Raw genomic sequence first — 19119 nt, forward strand, 5'->3', positions numbered from 1 at the left:
TTGTGGTATTTAAATTGGCTGTGTGGTTAATGCCAACGATTCTAGAACGCTCAAAATAAGTTCTGTAGTTTCGATACTAGAAAATACAGGTATGTTTTGATTCAAAGTTTCATCACGTATTCTGGTTGCATCGTCACTAGCAGAGTCGGATAAGTTAGTAATATTAATTACCATATCAATTTTATGTTGTCGAATTTTATCCAATAGACTGCGAGAACCATGACTGATTTTGGAAACAATTCCTGTGGTTATTCCAGCTTCTGCCAAGCCATTAGCTGTACCTTCAGTGGCAATTATTTTAAAACCCAGACGATAAAAACGTTGAGCCAATTCTGTCACTTTCTTTTTATCTTCATCGCGAACAGATATAAAAATCGTACCAAAGTTTGGTATTCTTAACCCGCTGGCTTCATAGCCCTTGTATAAAGCTTTCGCAAGCTCAGTATCTCGGCCCATGACAGAACCAGACGATTTCATTTTTGAATCAAAAGAGTTTTCACTTTGGTAGTCAATGTATGAAAAAACAGGCATTTTAACAAAAATGAAATTATTTGAATGCCACAAACCATTTTTATAACCTAAGTCAGGTAAGTTCTTGCCGATAAGCACTTCCGTTGCACATTTGGTAATATCTTTTCCCAGTGCCTTAGATAAAAAAGCAATATTATGTCCAGCGTAGGGCTTAATTTGTAATAAAAATATTTTTTTATCAACAATTAAAAAATGTAGCGTAAAAATTCCCCGCATTTTTATACGTTTAATCAATTCAGTAGCATATTCAATAAGTAGTTTTTTACCTGTTTTTGTTAAATTTTGTGGCTTAAAAACAGCTATTGAATCTGACGCGTGAGAACCTGTTTGCTCCAAATGCTCAATAATACCGGGAATGGTGACATTTTTACCATCTGAAATGGCCGTAATTTCATATTTATTTCCTTCGATAAAATGAGACAAACTGACCTTGGATAATTGATTTTCCTTTAAATATTTCTTTAAAGCTGGCAAATCATAGACAACAGCAGATTTTTGCTTAACCCCCATATTGTTAAATCCACCAATGAGGATTGGAAAACCATGATCGTTGATAAAATTCTTAGCTTCGGTTTTATCAACTGTTGTTAAAAGCTTATTTTGTCCTAAATTTTTTAATGGTTTATTTAAAACCTGCTTTATGCGATCCTTTGGATTAATATTTTTATTGCCTAAAATATTTAAGCCGTTTTTTATTAATTTTTTACATAAAGCATTCATTTCTTTGCCGGAGAATTGTACTAAAACATCTTTTATATCTTCTTTTTCAGCAATATGTAAGATGCTTTCAAGAGTTATAGGCTCAAAGTAAACCTTATCCGCCCTTTTATAGCTAATTGCCACAGATTCATCGTTATTAGATAATAAAACAGTGGCATAATTATTATTATGTAAAGTATCAATCGCATGACTAATCATGTAGTCAAATTCACTTGTAACTGAAACTTGTGAAGGTAGCATTCCAATCACAAGCACTTTTTTGGCTGCAGTTAAAGCTTGACTTTCATCTTGAACTCCATATGAGCTGTAATATGCCTTAACCAGAGGTTTAATCGTTCCGGCTGACCCGTCGATTTGCTGATAAGCTGGCTTCAAATGTAATTTTGTGAGCTTATTTTTAATTGCCTTAATATCAACATTAGAAAGTTCAGAAATTAACGCATTGCGAAATCCCCTCTTTTTTGCTTCAAGCAATAGTTCATCTGTTAAATTTCCAGCTGCTAATTTTTGACCTATTTCCACGATATGAGCTAGTTTTTGGAAATAAACGGGATGGATATGAATAATGTTTTGCAGCTCATGATAATCAAAGCCTTTAGCTATTGCGGCTAAAAGCTTAATTAGATGTGACTCATCGGGATGCTCCAAATCACTTGCAATTTCGCTCTTTTCTTTTGCTTTTTCAGTTTTAAAAACATTAAGTGCCATTTTTAAATTGACTGTTGATGCAAGGCCCTTTAAAAAAGCAGCTTCAAAATTTGTTCCTAGTCCAATGGCTTCCCCACTAGCACGCATTTTGGTGCCTAATAAATAGTGGTTGCTTCCAGATTGTGTTAGTGACCAGAAAGGCATTCTAACTGCAACTTTATCTAGAGTTGGTTCAACAGCAGCATTAAGACCTGATAATGGATCTGTGATTTCATCTAAACGATAACCAATGGCTATTTTACAAACAATATAGCCTAAGCTGTACAGCCCTACTCTTTTTGACCAAATCGCACTGCGGGTTAACCGAGGCTTGATTGATAAAATCTTTAATGAAAATTTGGTTCCATCATGCTTGACAGCAAAATGAATATTTAAGATTCCTACTATTTTTAATTTGCTAGCAATTACTTTAGCAATGGCACGAATTTTTTGTACTTGGTCATTATTAAGCGTTAAAGCTGGCATTACAGTTGCGGAATCGCCGGCATTGATGGCTACGGATTCAAGAGTATCAGCTAAATTAGTAAAAAGTACATTTCCAGAACTGTCACGAATTATGTTAGCAATGACTTCCCCCCAAGAAGAAAGATCTTCAGACAAATGGTAATTACTAAAAGAAAAGTTTTCAGATTGTCTTTCTTTTGCTAAATATTCATTTAAATCAGAAACGTTATTAAAAATAATTTGTCCATTATTGGCCGAAGTATTTTCTTTGATAAGCATCACTGGAAACTGCACTTTTTCAGATAGCTGCTTTTGGATATCAGCTGCACTAAAGTCAGTTAGATTCCAATATTTATTGGTTTCAATCTGGTTCTCAGACAAAAAGGAGTTCAATTTTTGATGATTGTCCATTGCAAGAGTTTGTTTATTCAGTGTTAGCAACCTAACCCCCATTTTTTGCAATATGCCGTCTTGGACCAATTCCCTGGTAACTTTTAAGCCTGTAGTTGAACCATAAGCAGAAATAATAGCATTTGGTTCCTCCATACGAATTATTCTTTTAAGAAATTCCAATGTCATTGGTTCCAGATAAACGGTTAAACCAGGTTTTTTGTCAGTAGAAACAGTTGCTGGATTGGGATTAACCAAAACCACTTGAATATCATCTTCAAAAAGTGCTCGAACTGCATCTTCAACTAATAAATCAGTTTCAGACACTTTACCAACCAGGGTTGGGCCTGATCCAATGATTAAAACTTTATCTAAATCATTTTCTAAAGGCATTTTTACACCATCATCTCTACAAAATTATCAAAAATAGGAAGAGCATCAAGGCTTCCAGGCGCACCTTCAGCATTAAAAGCCGTACCAATTACTTTATTAGCTTTATTGCTGTAGCCGGCTAACAATTCACTATGAAGATCGTATAGTTCTTTTTCCATTGCAAATTGAACGCTATTTGGCAATACTAATTGGTCAATATTCATTGCTACTTGCCAAATCTTATTTGTATTTTGGTCAATAACTGGATAATTAATACCGTTATAAGCCTGAGGCAAAGCAACTAATTCAAAATTAAGAAATTCGCTTAGGGTTAAAAAGCCCAAGCCAATCCCCCAAAGCGGAATTTTCCTGTAAAAAGCAGTCAGGATCGGATTAAGATTCTCTTTAAGTTCTTCTGCTTTTCCTGGACCGCCCGAAATAATAATCCCTTGCGGGCGCAAATTTTTAATATCGGGTACTGAAACATTGTAAGGTAAGACAGTAGCATTTATTTTTCTCAAAGATAATTCTCTAAGCATAGAATGCTTTAAGCCAAGATCAATGATAGCCACAGTTTTACCCACATTAGGCACAGCATAGGCATTTTTAGTTGAAACAGTGGCAGATTTGTTTTTAGGCAGAACCAAAGCTTTGATCTGATCAAAAGCATGATCATCATTTGTATCCATAATTGAGGCTTTAATTGTTTTCTCTTTATTCAAAAGATGGACTAAAGCCCTGGTATCAACGTTAAAAATTGCTGGTATATTTTTTTCTTTTAAAAAGGAAGCTAAATCTTGAAAGTTATCACTATCTGAAATATTTTGGGCTACATCATTAGCAATTATTCCTTTTACAGTTGGATTAATACTTTCATAATCAATTGCGTTAATACCATTGCCACCGATCATTGGAGCAGTAAAAACTAAAATTTTACCAGCGTTAGTTGGATCAGTTAAAGCTTCTTGGTAGCCAAAATTACCAGTTTGAATAGCTAATTCGCCTGTAGAAATTATTGAAGCTCCTAATCCTTCTCCTGGAAATGATTGACCATTTTCCAGAATCAAATATCGTTTCATTTAATCACTTTTTTCTCTTAAGTCAGTCAGCTGTTGCAAAAAAATTTGTGGCGGTTGTGCTTCAAATTCCAGCCATTTGCCTGAATGTGGTTGTTCAAATCCCAAAACCTGAGCATGCAAAAACTGACCATTACCATTTAAGGTATGATGTGGCCCGTACAATGGATCCCCTGCAACCGGATGTCCAATATACGCTAGGTGCACCCTAATTTGATGTGTACGCCCTGTTTCAAGCTGACATTTTATTAAACTATATTTTGGGAACTGTTCTAGAACAGTAAAATGAGTGACTGCATCTTTACCGTTTTCGACTACAGCCATTTTTTTACGATTATAATGATCTCGACCAATCGGAGCTTCTATTGTTCCAGATTTTTCAGAAAAATTCCCGTGGACTATTGCTAAATAAAGTCTTTTATTTGTTTTTTGTGCTAATTGTGTCTCTAAGCTTTCACGCGCAAAAGCGTTTTTGGCCACCATCAATAAACCAGATGTGTCTTTATCAATTCGATGCACAATTCCCGGCCGAAAGCCTTCAGGACTTTCGGCTAAATTTTTTGTATGAAACAGCAAAGCATTGACAAGAGTGTGATCTGGATGTCCAGCAGCCGGATGAACTACCATACCTTGAGGTTTGTTAACAACTATTACATCTTGATCTTCATATATAATATCAAGCGGTATATCTTCTGGAACTACTGCCAAAGGTTTTAATTTCGGTACATTAACTGAAATTAAATCATTTTTTTGTACCTTATAAGAAGTTTTAACTGCTCTGCTATTGACTAAAATATTTTTATCTTGCACTAATTCTTGGATCCTTGAGCGCGATAAGGATGGAATTTTAGTTGCAAGCACTTTATCGATTCTACCTTTTTCCTCCTGAATTACGAATTGATATTTATCAGGCATTATTTTTTTCGCTTTCATCAAAAAACAGAAGATAAATAAAAACTAATATTATCCCTACTGTTATTGCAGAATCGGCAATGTTAAAAATATTGAACTGAATAAAATCGACTTGGATCATGTCAATGACGTACTTTAGATGAATCCTGTCAATTAAATTACCTATTATTCCCCCAAGAACCAATGCAACTCCAGTACTGAAAAGCTTGCTATGGAATTTTTTAATAAACAGATAATATAAACATACTATGATGGCTATAATGCTAATTAGATAAAAAAGTCCCATTTGACCCGGAAGAATGTTCCAAGCAGCACCTTCGTTTTGCACGTAGGTAAATGAAAAAATATGAGGAAGAACCTGGTGTGATTCCCCCAGTTTATAGTTACCAGCAATAAAAGACTTTAAAGTCTGATCGGAGATCACTATTAATAACGAAATAATTAAATATAAAAATTGCATTGCTACTTTTAAAATAAGCCACTAATTTTGCCGTTGTTATCAACATCAATATCTAATGCAGCAGGATGTTTAGGTAACCCAGGCATGTCTAAAACATGCCCGGTTGTTATGACAATGAAGCCTGCTCCATTTTTCAAACTGGCACCTTTAACATGCAAGGTAAAATCATTTGGAGCACCTAACAATTTTTGATTATCAGTGAATGAATATTGTGTCTTGGCAATAATTACAGGCAACTTATCCTTCCCCATTTTTTCCAGTTCTTGAATATCTTTTTCCGCTTTTTCACTATATTCTACTCGTGCGGCATGATATATTTTTTGTGCAACTTTTGCAATTTTAGTTTTAACGTCATCATCTTTTTGGTAAGTAGGAATAAGGTGACCACTTTGAGAATTTGCTAAGTCAAGAACTGCTTTAGCTGCTTCTACCCCACCTTTTGATCCCTGTTCATGATAATCTACCACAACAGAGTCAATTCCTTGTTCTTTGATCAGCTTTTGTAAAAGATTAAGTTCATTTTTAGTGTCTGTTGCAAAATGATTAATCAAAACAATAACAGGAATACCATAATTGCGCATATTATTCATATGTCTCTTAAGATTGCCAAAACCGTCGCGTAAAGCAGACAGATTTTCTTTACTTAAGTTATCAGTAGTCCCTTCTGCCTGATATTTCAAGGCTCTCACTGTAGCAACAACAACACTGGCATCTGGCTTTTTATCAAGATGTTCAGAAACAAAGTCCATGAATTTTTGACCACCAAGGTCACTACCAAATCCGGCTTCAGTCAATACATAATCACTTAGGTGTAAGGCCAAATTTGTTGCCATTACTGTATTGGCTCCGTGAGCAATATTGGCAAATGGTCCACCATGAACCAAAGCTGGCGTATGTTCGATTGTTTGAACAAGGTTAGGTTTTAAGGCATTGGAAAGAAGAGCCGCAATTGCACCTTCAAACCCAAGATCCTCAACGAAAACAGGCTGGTCATCAATAGTATAGCCAACGAGCATTAATCCAATTCTCTTTTTCAAGTCATCGATATCAGTCGACAAGCAGAGGATTGCCATTAATTCGTTGGCAACAGTAATGGCGAAACTAGACTTATGTTCAACACCATTAAACTTTGAGCCTTGACCAACGGTAATATTTCTTAAACTGCGATCGTTTACATCAATTCCGCGCTTTAAAAGGATTCTATCCGGATCTAATTTAAGTTCATTTCCCTGATAGATATAGTTGTCTACTAGTGCTGCTAAAGTATCAATTGCGGCGGTTAAAGCATGCATATCTCCAGTAAAATGGAGATTAATATCCTCCATCGGAATTACCTGTGCCTGACCTCCTCCAGTTGCACCGCCCTTTAAGCCAAAAACTGGCCCCATTGACGGTTCTCTCAAAGCAATCATGGTTTTCTGATGTAATTGATTGTTTATGGCATCTCCTAAACCTATTGTCATAGTTGACTTACCCTCTCCAGCTGGAGTGGGTGAAATAGAAGTAACCAATATCAGTTTACCAAGGTGCTTCTTAGCCATTATACGCTTTATTGCCTGCCAGTTAATTTTAGCCTTGTCATTGCCGTATGGTTCAATGTCGGTTTCACTTAAGCCTACCTTAGCGGCTATTTCTTTAATGGGTAATGCGTGAGCTTCTTGTGCGATTTGAATATCTGATTTCATTGCGCATGCCTCTTTCTATATTCTTAAATTTTAAAGTCTAACTTTTCATTTTAAATAATATCCTTTTCATATTAGAATTTAGGTCCCACCTTTTAGTTAATCAATTGTCATTATAACAAACATTGATCGATTTTTATGCATTGTCAGCCATAAATTAAGAATTATGTTAAATTTATTCTTCAGGAACATCAAAAAAGGCCACCTCTAGGTATGACTGCCAGGTTTTTTGGGTCATATCATTTTCAGGTATTGGTCTTTTTTTATTTTTCAAATCTTAATAAGTAATACTGACCAAATTCTGCAATTTTGATTTTGTAAATTTTAAAAAAATGCCAGTCTATAATAATTGCTGGTTCAGAAGTCAATTTTGCTTTAGCACGAAATGGTAACTTAAATAGTTGATTGGTCCAATATGAATTAAAGTAAGTATGAACTAATAGTATCAAAAAAAGTAAGGCGCAAATTAAAGCCGGCCAATTGAAAACTTTTGTACTCTCATATAAGAAAATAAGACATAAGAAGAGCACAATTAATACCCAGCTAAAATAAATTAATCCACTGCGACCTAGAATAATGAAATGCTTCTTTCTCATAAAAGCTCCTTTTCAATACCAAATTTCTGCTTCAAGGTTGCTGTGACCAGTCGTATCGAATAAAGTTTTCATATAATTGCTAAAACGCGGTCTTTGTTTGAGCAAAATTTTAAATTCAGGGGAAGAATATAGCTTTTTCAATTGCTCTTTTTCGATATGATTATGTCCAGTAAAATATTGATAATTCATTTCTATAAACAAATGATCTTTCTTGTTGGAATTCCCCTTTAAATTTTTAATCTGAATTTCCTTCAAATAATGGTGAAAATGGCCTAAATTTTGATCTTCCAGCTCTCTTTTAGTCAAAAATGGTTTCATATTAAATGTATGACGCTGATATTTAATATGGTCTGGACTTACCTTGATTACCCCGTATCCCTGGTCATATGAGCAAAAACTAGAGGTTACTATTTCTATTGCAGGTGTTTTTCCTATTGGTCCAACTATGTTTTGAGCGTGTATATGACCGGAAAAAGCAAGTTTAATATTGAAGTCCTGACATAAGCGGCATAAGAGTTGAGCATTATTTAGGACAAAGCCACGATTTACGGCCTGATTATGAACATATAAATTATGATGCATAAATAAAAGGGGCCTTAGATGGTTTCTTTTGGCATTTTCCAACTGCTTTTCTAACCAGATGATTTCTTCTTCATTTATTTGTCCTTCGGTCGTCGGTGCACCATTAGACTCCTGCTTACCGTAAATATTAGAATCTAGCAGTATTAAAAGATAATGTTGATTTAGTTGAACGCTGTATGCTAATGAATCAGGATCGATGCTCAGTGCACAGTCATATGAATTTTTAAATATTTCCTGCCAACTTTTTGGACTTATTTGTTGAGCATATAGTTGATTTGGACCTTTAAAAGCTCGGGCCCATCCATCATAAATGTCATGATTACCAGGTATGACCAGTAATTTTGTTGCTTTTAAACGAGAAAATATTGCAGCAAATTTTTGTGCTGAAACTAACTCCCCGTTAAAAGTTACATCTCCAGTGACAATTATTGCGGCGGGTTTCTTTTTATTGGCAAAGTCAACAAACGCACGTAAGGCTGTTTCTTGATAAGCCAAATCTTTACCCTGACTAGTATTCTGAATATGCCGAAATGCCTGACCATCATCATGCAAGCTATCAGCAATTAAGTGTGTGTCCGTAATAACCCAAAATTCTGTATTTGATTTCTCAGTAATCATTTTTCTTTGCCCAATATTGGTAAAAGTCTACTCTTAAGTTGCCGTTAAATAATTTGCGCTTTTTTGTGGCTTTTTTACCAAAAAATTTCTCAAAAGCAGGATCTCCAACTAAATAATATTGACTGAAGCTATCATATTTTAATAGTGATGCGCCCATCTGCTTATAAAGGTTTTCAGCTGATTCTCGATCTTTTAGTCGTTTACCGTAAGGTGGATTTGCAATTATAACTCCATTTTGTAAATCAGTAGCAAAATCCTTTACTGCAACTTGCTTAAAATAAATATCTTGCAATACACCAGCATTATTGGCATTTAATTTTGCAATTTCAAGAATAGACTGATCAATGTCACTTGCCCATATAGGTTGTTCAAGTGGTTTGATTTCACTTTTAGCTTCTACGAGCAATTCCTGATGAATAGAACTGTCAAACCAATCAAAGCCATCAAAAGCAAATCTGCGCCAACTGCCAGGAGCGATGTTTTTACCTATTAATGCAGCTTCAATAGCTAGAGTACCAGAACCTGTCATTGGATCTATAAGAGGATGAGTGCCGTCATATGGAGTTAATTTTAAAAGTCCTGCTGCAAAGTTTTCTTTTAATGGCGCCCCACCGTGTTCAATACGGTAGCCCCTTTTGAACAAGCTGTCTCCAGTAGTATCCAATGAAATTCTGGCAACATCTTTATTGATATGAATGTCAAGAGGATATTCATTACCATTTTCTGGCAAAAAGCCACGACGATGATATTGGTCTGACATTTTATTTACAATCGCCTTTTTCACAATTGATTGGATGCCCGGTTCAGAGTGCAATTTAGACCTGACTGATCTCCCTTTAACAGGAAATTTAGCGTCAATAGGTAGTAACTCTGCCCAGTCAATCTCATATACTTGGTTAAAAAGAGTATCAAAATCTGTTGCTTTAAATTCTTTCAGTAAAATTTTAACTCGGTCCGCGGTTCTTAACCACAGATTAGTTTTGACAATATCTTTTTGCTCGCCTTCAAAAAAAACTCTGCCGTTTTCAGTGCGTGTTTGATAGCCCATTGCCTGCAGTTCTTTGGCAACAACGCTTTCAAATCCTACGCCCATAGTTGTATATAGTTGATATTTTCCCATCTTAATTCTTTCTTTTCTTTAAAAAAAGCGTTGAGCCCTTTGAAAAGCTCAACGCTGCCAATGCAAATTTCTGTAAGCCACGTTCTGTTCGGGTATTTGTGGCATAAATACCTTCAGCAGCCATCTATCTTTGCTATATATTAGCAATCCAATCTTTAGTTCATTTCCTTAGATTGAAACGCCCCCACCAAGTTTGGGTTGCACGCTCGCAGGGTTTACCTCGTTCCACCAGAAGCGTTTCCACCTCTGCTACGTCACTGTGGCACTTTTCAGAATATTCATGCATGTCATAATGATTTAGCACTTTTTTTCGCCGTAATTAAAATCCTTTAGCTTATTGAGCTAAATACGAACACTACAAGCATCGCAGCTCGTGCGTGCGTGGACTTTCCTCAGCCTGACCTTTTTCCAGGTCAAACCGCGACTGCTCAAAATTTGCACCATTTAAAATTATATCAAAGCTTACTCTTTTTGTAACCCATAAACTCGTTGCTCCAAATTATATACCTTGCGTTCGAGGGTCGAAATGCGTTGAATGATAGCCATATTAGTTGAGCTTTCAGCTGACCCATTTATTGGATTAAAACTCTGAGTGGAACGTTCTTGAGTCGGTGTATATGTCCGCACTGTTTCCTGTGTAGCTACTGGACTTACTCTTTTAGTCTTCTGCGCTTGAATAGATTCTTCTTTATGTTGATCGTCCATCAACTCTCCCTGCAGCTTGCCAATTTGACCATAAAGGTCTTCAATTATTTGTTCAAACGTATCGTAATCAGCAATTACTTTGTCTAAAAAGGCGTCGACCTCGTCTGGATCCAAGCCTTTAACCTTTGTTCTAAATTGTTTTTTTAAAATATCCTTAGTGGATAGTTGAATATCATTTAAATCTGCCATGATAATATACAACTCCTTTTTATATCACTTTTATTCTAGCAAAAACTGGACTTGCTTAAAACTAAAATGTTAATTTTAAAACAAAGTTATCTTATTCTCGGAATTCATCATCTTGATTTTCTTGAAATTCTTCTGCTTCATCCTGCAAATCGTAAAAATCAATTAATTCTAACGGATATTCTGTAGTTTCTTGGTATTTTTTGATTAAATTATAATCAAACTTGGGCTTTCCTGGATTTTCTGGGTCGTAGATCATTAAAGCCCTATCAGTATGCATAAGCATGAAGTTTTGATAATTACGCAGTTGCACAGGATTTTGATAAGTTTCTTTAGAAGTGGAAGCAAAAAAATCAACTTGCTGTTTTAAAGAGAGATACTTTTCTTGATTATTTTCATTCCATCTACTGGCAAATTCCTCATAAGGAACAATGATAGATACTCTTAAAGAATATTTTTTTCGTAAGTCGATTGCGACCTCACTTGCCCACTGCTCAACCCCAAGGTTAGCTCCAGTTATTACCCAGTCGAGTTGGTTATTGTCCAATAGGTTAACCATATGTTTCTTTAAAACCAACTTAATAATTTTTATTTTAGGATCTTTGTCTCCAAACGTATTAAGTTCGTAGTTGCGATATCCAGTTACCCACAATCTTTGCATAATGAAACAGATAGCTCCTTGTTCAAAAACTTTTTCTTTATTGCTATAATGCTAGCAGGAGTGATATTTATGGTCAAATATCCAACCGGCAGTTCTGCCGCTTTTCGTAAATTAAATTATAATTATCAAGCTAAGCACCAAAAAAGAAAACACAAAAATATTAATTTTTCTGACCGAGGAATGAATCTTGAGCAGATGATTAATGAATCTAATAAATATTATCGTACCAAAGAAATTGCCGTGGTGCATAAAAAACCGACGCCAGTTCAAATAGTTAAGGTAGATTATCCTAAAAGATCACGTGCAGTAATAAAAGAGGCATATTTCCGTCAGGAATCAACTACGGATTATAATGGTGTTTATCAAGGTTACTATCTCGACTTCGAAGCAAAAGAGACCAAAAATAAAACTAATTTTCCTTTAAAAAACTTTCACGAGCATCAAATTATTCACTTAGCAGAATGCTTGAAGCAAAAAGGAATATGCTTTACAATAATAGGATTTACAAGCTTAAACCGTTATTTTGTAACTCCAGCAAGTGCAATCATTAAAGCTTGGTGGACTAAAGATAAAAGTTCGTTAACATTAAAAGAAGTTGAGGATTGGTCAGTAGAGATTAAGAATGGCTTTCAACCTACTCTGCCATACCTGAAAGCTGTAGATTCTTTTATCTCGGATAGGAAAATACACGATGACAAATAAAAATTCAAACTCAAATAATGGACGTGAATCACGTAAGAAATACAGGCAAAGTCTGCCTAAACCATTGTGGCGTCGAATACTTAAGTGGACATTTTTAGGCGTTTTTTTAATTTTGGTAGCTGGCGTGGGGTTGTTTGCCTTTTATGCTAAGGATGCTCCTAACATTAGTCGAGCTGATCTTGAAAGTGGCGGCTCTTCAGGGTTATACAATACCAATGGTAAATTTATCATGTCCCTTGGTACTGAAAAAAGGTTGTATGTTAAAGACAGTAAAGATTTGCAGCTACTAAAAGATGCTATTGTATCAGTTGAAGACAAGCGCTTTTATAGAGACAACCTGGGAATTGACCCTATTCGAATTGTAGGCTCAATGTTAACTAATGCTAAAAGTAAAAGTATTTCTGCTGGTGGTTCTACAATTACCCAGCAATTAGTTAAGCTGACAAAATTTTCAACTGCTGCCTCTCAAAGAACATTACGCAGAAAGGCCCAGGAAGCATGGCTGGCTATGAGAGTTCAAAGAGAATACAGTCATGATGAAATTTTAGAGTTTTATATTAATAAGGTATATATGAATTATGGTAATACTGGAATTGGCACAGCTGCTAACTTTTACTATGGTAAAAAGATTGGGGATTTAGATTTAGCCCAAACAGCTATGCTTGCAGGAATGCCTAACAGACCGACCGTATATAACCCCTATACTTACCCAGAATATGCAAAATATCGGCGTAATATTGTTCTCAAAGCAATGTTAAACAATAAAAAAATTTCTCAAGAACAATATGATGGAGCTAGAAAAGAAAGCATAAAAAAGGGTTTAAAACCTCATAACCAGCGTAAGCAATCTAACTTACGCAAAATTAATGATCCCTATGTTAAGGAAGCCATTGCTGAAGTCAGAGCTAAAGGCTTTGATCCTTTTCGTGACAACTTAAAGATTACCATTAATATGGACCAAAAAGCTCAAAAGAAACTTTATCAATTAGCCAACAACGGTCAAGTTCCTTTCACAAATGACAAGATGCAAATTGGGGCCTCCGTAGTCGATCCAAGTAACGGCCACGTGGTAGCTATTCTTGGTGGCAGGCACCTACCCTCTTCAGTCCAATTAGGCTTGGACCGAGCAGTACAAACCACTAGATCGACTGGTTCTTCAATAAAGCCTGTCTTAGATTATGGTCCGGCAATTGAATATCTAAATTGGTCAACGGCTAAAATGCTAGATGATAGCAAGTATGTATATCCAGGCACGAATGTGCAACTCTATGACTGGGATAATAAATATGATGGTATGATGACAATGAGACATGCCTTGGAACAGTCACGTAATGTTCCTGCCGTCAAAACTTTGAGAGAAGTTGGTATTAAACGAGCAGCAAAATTTGCTGGGAAAATGGATATCAATGTTCCAAAAGACTCTGGTTTGTCAGTGGCGATTGGTGCCAATGCGTCAAGCCTGCAAATGGCAGGTGCTTTCAGCGCTTTTGCTGCGATGGGAATCTATCATAAACCGCAATTTGTTTCTAAAATAGAAACTCCTGATGGACTTACCAGAAATTATGATTCTGAGGGCATTCGCGTTATGAGTAAGTCTACAGCATACATGATTACGGACATGCTGAAAGGAGTAATTAAACGTGGTTCTGGTACAAACGCACAGATTAGTGGTTTACATCATGCTGGAAAAACTGGATCTGTCAAATATTCCGAACAAGATTTAGCACGCTATCCAGCATATGCTGCGACTCCTAAAGATTCTTGGTTCGTAGGTTATACGCCTAGTTATTCAATTGGTGTTTGGACAGGCTATGATAATCTGAAAGACGGAACCATTTCTGGCATTGGTCAACAATCGGCACAGCTTTTTTACAAGAACATGATGACTTATCTAATGAGAAACAAGGAAAATGTCGATTGGCAAAAGCCTGACTCTGTGATCCGCGCAAAAATTGCTAGAAACTCAAATCCACCGGAAGTGTCATCTACAGGTGAATGGCAACTGTTTGTTCGCGGTCATTCTCCTATTGGTATAGTTGATGATAGCAGCGATTATGATGAAGATGATGAGAAAACTAATACTAACGATTCTTCTTCAACAAATACTCAAGGAAGATATTCAGTTCAGCACAATCAAAATGGTTCTACTAGGCAAACTGATAAGAACCAAAGAAAAGCCAAAAATTTAAAAGACAAGAATAAAAACAATATTAGTGAAAATAATTCACAAAATTCAGGTCAAAATAATGACAATGCTAACAATACCGATTCGGGAACCAGTTCTGATCATGAGCAAAGACCTAACAAACCTGGAGGAGAAAGCAACAATTCAACCAATAATGAAAATAATGAACATTAACTAATAAAAACGTCGAAAGATTGATGTGACCCCCAAATTTAGGACACTTTATATTAGCTATTAACTGAGGACTAACTGCCGATATTCAAGCGGAGTTAGTCCTTTTAGTTTGATTTTGATTCTTTTCTGATTGTAATACTCAATGTAGTCTCTGATTGCGTCTTCCAGTTCAGTGAGATTTTTAAACTGCTTTTCAAAGCCATAAAACATTTCGCGTTTGAGTATTCCGAAGAAGCCTGCCATTAACCCATCATCAAGCGAATTGCCCTTGCGTGACATTGATTGGCTACTGCCATGATTTTTGAGCCACGCTTGAAACTGACCATTTTGGTATTGCCAGCCTTGATCGGTGTGGAAGATCAAGCCATTCAGTGCCGGATATTTGTGCCAGGCCTTTTTTAACATATCCATGGTCTGCTTAAGATTAGGACTGCGGGAAATGGTATAGGAAACAATCTCTTGGGTGCAGCCGTCAATGATCGGTGATAAGTAAGTCTTTTGCCCCTTGAGCTTAAACTCAGTTATATCTGAATACCATTTGTGATTGGAGTAAACCGCACTAAAGCTGCGTTTAATTAGGTCAGACTTAATCGGACCCTGAGTGCCACGATAGCTGCTGTATTTGTGCCAGCGTTTACTGACTATGCCAAACAGTTTCAGCTTGTTCATTAAGCGCTGCACTTTTTTATGATTGACTAATAAATCACGACGCCTAAGCTCTGCAGTAATGCGGCGATAGCCATAGCGGTGCTTGTGTTCTTCATAGATAGTTTTGATTTCTGCCATTATTTCTCGATTATCTCGCTCTTTATCCTTCTTCTTTAAAGTGTATAAGACGCTCAATTTTTTTACGAATTCGTTCTCGATTTTCAGCTTTGAGTTCTGCTGGCGTAAGCGGTCGTTCTCTTGCTTGAGTCGATGATTTTCCTGTTTGATCAGCTGTTCTCTTTTGGCCATGGGGCGGTCGTCCTCTCTGCTTGTTAACGATATTATACCCATTTTTACGATATTCGCGCAGCCAATTGGACAACATGCCACGACTTTTTAAACCTAAATCTAGTGCTACGTGATAAAGGGGTGCATGGTCAACTATTATTCGCCTAAGAGCCTGCTCCTTAAAATTACTTGTATAAGCAGTGAAAGGCTGGTCTAAAATAGCTAGACCGTGACGGTCAATCAAAGCCAACAAGTAACTAATATTAGTCCTGCCAACCTGATAACGCTGACTTAGTTCAGCAGGGCTGATTTGATAATCGTGTCAAAGATGATAGATTTCAACTTTATCTTGTTTAGATAATTTAGACATAAAAATAACCCCAAATTTGTCCTAAATTTGGGGGTCATATCAAATCTTTCGACGCTTTTATTTTTTATTGTTTTTCAGTATAAGGTAAAAAATGAATTCTATTAAAAAAATAAAGGCAAAAAATATTGTTAAAACAGTTAAGGAAATCAATTTTACATACATAGTATTAGGAACGCCAGTTCCATCATATGGACGAAGCCATAAGAATAAAGCAAAACCCAAAAATAAAATTGCTAAAATAAAATTAGTCGTTTGCCAACCACTCATAGTATAGTCTCCCTTAATATTATTTTGATAAAGAAATTATACTAAACTTTTATTTTTTAAACACTATTTTTCTTTTAAATAACTGTAAGGATCATTTTTATCACGTGCTGTCATGGAATAGCGACCGAATAAAATCATTGCGTGATGAGTATGAATCCATTCGTCTTTCGGTAAAATTTCTTCTAACCTTTTTTCTACTTCAAGAGGTTTGGCATTTTGGGGCACAATATGGAATCGTTTTGAAATCCGTGACACGTGTGTATCAACTGCTATCGCTGGTATCCCAAATCCCTCTGCTAAAACAACATTAGCTGTTTTCTCTCCAACCCCAGGCAAGGAGATTAACTCCTTTTTATCTTGTGGAATTTGACTGTCATATTTTGAAACCAAAATTTCTGCAGTCTCTTTTAAGTGCTTAGCTTTAGAATGATAAAGTCCAATTTGGGAAATATGATTTTCTATCTCTGGAATTGTTGCCAAAGCTAAATTCTTGGGTTCAGGATAATCTTCCATAAACTTTGGCATCACTCTATTTACCATCTTGTCTGTGGTTTGAGCACTCATCAACACTGCACATAATAAATGAAAGTTATTGTCCCATACCAATTCACTTTTGGCATCAGGATACATTTGATTGATGCACTCTAGCACCCTTCTGGCTTCATTTTTACTAAGTATTTTTTCTGCTTTCATTTAGCGGTTCCTCCTCAAAAACTTTTGGACTTCACTGCTTGTTTTTAGGTTATGTCTTTGCCAATTGAGCAAAATACGATCAACATACTTCAGACTATATGCTTGAGATAAGACTGCTTCGCGCAAAGCCAGTTTAATAATAGCCGGATCGTAATGGTCTACATTGAGCCAAGCGGCTATTTCTTCTCGTTCAATTGGACTTAAATAGCGACCAAATTCAATTTCAAACTGCCTTACTAATTGATTTAATGGACTGTTATCAATAGCAGTTTCTGATTTTTTAACAGGCATTTTTTGATTAGCTGACAAAGTTTTATTTTCCAGCAATTGATCCAGCTTATCATATAACGGATTAAGATTATATTTATTTCCAATCATACCATTCTTGTCAGTAACCTGAGCAATCACAATTAAGTCTTTTTCAATTAATTTTTGAATTAAAGCAGTAATTTCTGTAACAGAAAAGTTAGTATTGCCTGCAATCTGTTCATTGGTAGGGAAAAAATTGTTTTTCTGAGCAAACATTTCCAATTGGATAATGACCATCATTTCTGCATCGTCAATATTAAGTTGCGGATAATAAGCCAGTAAACCATTTGATAAGGTAGTAGAACCTAAAAAACGGTAATCATTATAGCGCATATTAATTTCTCCCTTTAAAAAAGTTGAACTAAATCAATTTTTAGTTCAACTTTCAACTATACTATTCACTTTAATTTAAGGTTCCAGACGATTAATCATTCTCGGGAATGGAATAGCTTCACGAACATGATCTAATTTGCAAATCCAAGCAATAACACGCTCAAATCCCATACCAAAACCAGAATGCGGTACGCTGCCGTATCTGCGTAAATCTAAATACCAGCTGTAATCATTCTCATTTAAACCAGCCTCATGGATTTGCTTGAGCAAAGTTTCATAATCACTTTCACGTTCAGAACCACCCATGATTTCGCCATAACCTTCTGGTGCCAAAACATCTGCACAAAGATATTCCTTAGGATTATCAGGATTTTTCTTCATGTAAAATGGTTTAATTGTTGTCGGGTAATTAACGATGAAAAATGGCCGATCAAATTTTTCAGAAATAAAAGCTTCGTCAGGAGCACCAAAATCATCGCCCCATTTGAAATCACGGCCATCGTCTTGCAAAATTTTTACTGCATCGTCGTATGACAAGCGTGTGTAGTTACCTTGAGCCGCAGGCTCTAATTTTTGGGAATCACGGCCTAAAATTTCTAATTCATATTGACAATGTTTAAGAACCTGTCCGGTCACATATGACAAAAAGCGTTCTTGCAAATCAAGAGATTCATCTTGATGCATCCAGGCCATTTCCGGCTCCATCATCCAAAATTCAGTTAAATGACGGCGCGTTTTTGATTCTTCAGCTCTAAAAGTTGGACCGAAAGTAAAAATTTTACCGAATGCTTCTGCTCCAACTTCACCGTATAATTGCCCGGATTGTGATAGATAAGCATCCCCACCAAAGTATTCAGTGTGAAACAGTTCGGTAGTTCCTTCAGGAGCAGAATGCATAAAGATAGGAGCATCAAATTTCACAAAGCCTTCATTTTCAAAAAAGTCAACCGTAGCTTTGAAAATGGTATTTCTAATACGCATAATTGCAAAAGGACGTTTGCTTCTAAGCCATAAGTGTCTGTGATCAAGCAAAAATTCAATCCCGTGTTCCTTGTTGCCGATGGGATAGCCTTCATTGTTTGTAATCAGCTTTAAATCGGAAATTTGAATTTCATAACGAAAATGAGAACGCTCGTCTTGGTGAACAGTTCCCTTAATATAAAAACTTGCTTCTTGATGCAGAGATTTTGCTATTTCAAACACTTCATCAGAAACCGCATTTTTACGAACTACACCTTGAAAAAAGGCTGTACCATCACGTAATTGTAAAAACACTATTTTGCCACTTGAACGTTTGTCAGTTAACCAAACGTGCATTCGCACCTCTTGGTCAACATGCTGGCGACAATCTGCTATTGAAATTAATTCTGTCATAAATTTTTATTCC

Annotated in this window: 15 protein-coding genes, 1 other RNA gene and 1 pseudogene; 2 read left to right on the top strand and 15 right to left on the bottom strand. The window is 36.0% G+C overall.

The window, feature by feature from the left end; all coding sequences use genetic code 11:
• Positions 1-9 precede the first annotated feature (9 nt).
• From JF75_RS04920 to JF75_RS04965, 10 genes are all read right to left on the bottom strand, one after another.
• On the bottom strand, positions 10-3186 hold the full coding sequence (locus JF75_RS04920) for a carbamoyl-phosphate synthase large subunit (protein ID WP_046332099.1): 3177 nt from the start codon (positions 3184-3186) through the stop codon (positions 10-12).
• Between the two features lie 2 nt (positions 3187-3188).
• Positions 3189-4244: a carbamoyl phosphate synthase small subunit gene (locus JF75_RS04925; RefSeq protein ID WP_046332100.1), complete on the bottom strand. Its 1056-nt coding sequence runs from the start codon at positions 4242-4244 to the stop codon at positions 3189-3191.
• Positions 4245-5156 (bottom strand): RluA family pseudouridine synthase, encoded by a 912-nt coding sequence (locus JF75_RS04930; protein ID WP_046332101.1) that lies wholly within the window; start codon positions 5154-5156, stop codon positions 4245-4247. It lies immediately after the preceding gene.
• The gene (lspA, locus tag JF75_RS04935) at positions 5149-5613 is read right to left on the bottom strand and encodes a signal peptidase II (RefSeq protein WP_045928075.1); all 465 of its coding nucleotides are present in this window, start codon (positions 5611-5613) and stop codon (positions 5149-5151) included. Before lspA ends, JF75_RS04930 begins: the two co-directional genes overlap by 8 nt.
• An 8-nt stretch (positions 5614-5621) precedes the next feature.
• Complete coding sequence (locus JF75_RS04940) at positions 5622-7298, bottom strand: formate--tetrahydrofolate ligase (RefSeq protein WP_046332102.1); 1677 nt, start codon at positions 7296-7298, stop codon at positions 5622-5624.
• Positions 7299-7903: 605 nt separating this feature from the next.
• On the bottom strand, positions 7904-9091 hold the full coding sequence (locus JF75_RS04950) for a metallophosphoesterase (protein ID WP_046332104.1): 1188 nt from the start codon (positions 9089-9091) through the stop codon (positions 7904-7906).
• Complete coding sequence (locus JF75_RS04955) at positions 9081-10211, bottom strand: THUMP domain-containing class I SAM-dependent RNA methyltransferase (RefSeq protein WP_046332105.1); 1131 nt, start codon at positions 10209-10211, stop codon at positions 9081-9083. The genes JF75_RS04950 and JF75_RS04955 overlap by 11 nt, the downstream gene beginning before the upstream one ends.
• A 68-nt stretch (positions 10212-10279) precedes the next feature.
• Positions 10280-10647: RNase P RNA component class B (rnpB, locus tag JF75_RS10260), an RNA gene on the bottom strand.
• Between the two features lie 26 nt (positions 10648-10673).
• Entirely contained in the window at positions 10674-11105 is a 432-nt protein-coding gene (locus JF75_RS04960) for a DivIVA domain-containing protein (protein WP_046332106.1), read from the bottom strand.
• A gap of 91 nt (positions 11106-11196) precedes the next feature.
• Positions 11197-11763: an SLOG family protein gene (locus JF75_RS04965; RefSeq protein ID WP_046332107.1), complete on the bottom strand. Its 567-nt coding sequence runs from the start codon at positions 11761-11763 to the stop codon at positions 11197-11199.
• A gap of 69 nt (positions 11764-11832) precedes the next feature.
• Between JF75_RS04965 and recU the strand changes: the two genes are divergently transcribed.
• Positions 11833-12465, top strand: coding sequence for a Holliday junction resolvase RecU (gene recU / locus JF75_RS04970; protein WP_046332108.1), 633 nt, complete (start codon positions 11833-11835; stop codon positions 12463-12465).
• Positions 12455-14824, top strand: a complete 2370-nt coding sequence (locus JF75_RS04975; protein ID WP_084605724.1) for a transglycosylase domain-containing protein — start codon at positions 12455-12457, stop codon at positions 14822-14824. Before recU ends, JF75_RS04975 begins: the two co-directional genes overlap by 11 nt.
• Positions 14825-14884: 60 nt before the next feature.
• Here JF75_RS04975 and JF75_RS04980 read toward each other — a convergent pair.
• The 5 genes and pseudogenes from JF75_RS04980 to asnS all read right to left on the bottom strand — a co-directional run bounded on the left by JF75_RS04980 (position 14885) and on the right by asnS (position 19106).
• Positions 14885-16070 (bottom strand): annotated as a pseudogene (locus JF75_RS04980) (IS3 family transposase).
• A gap of 117 nt (positions 16071-16187) precedes the next feature.
• A complete protein-coding gene (locus JF75_RS04990; RefSeq protein ID WP_046332109.1) occupies positions 16188-16397 on the bottom strand; it encodes a DUF3923 family protein in 210 nt (69 codons plus the stop codon).
• 63 nt (positions 16398-16460) lie between these two features.
• The gene (nth, locus tag JF75_RS04995; protein WP_046332110.1) at positions 16461-17090 is read right to left on the bottom strand and encodes an endonuclease III; all 630 of its coding nucleotides are present in this window, start codon (positions 17088-17090) and stop codon (positions 16461-16463) included.
• The gene (locus JF75_RS05000) at positions 17091-17732 is read right to left on the bottom strand and encodes a DnaD domain protein (protein ID WP_046332111.1); all 642 of its coding nucleotides are present in this window, start codon (positions 17730-17732) and stop codon (positions 17091-17093) included.
• A gap of 75 nt (positions 17733-17807) precedes the next feature.
• Positions 17808-19106, bottom strand: coding sequence for an asparagine--tRNA ligase (gene asnS, locus JF75_RS05005; protein ID WP_046332112.1), 1299 nt, complete (start codon positions 19104-19106; stop codon positions 17808-17810).
• Between the last annotated feature and the right edge of the window lie 13 nt (positions 19107-19119).

The sequence above is a fragment of the Lactobacillus kimbladii genome (assembly GCF_000970755.1).
Lineage (GTDB): Bacteria > Bacillota > Bacilli > Lactobacillales > Lactobacillaceae > Lactobacillus > Lactobacillus kimbladii.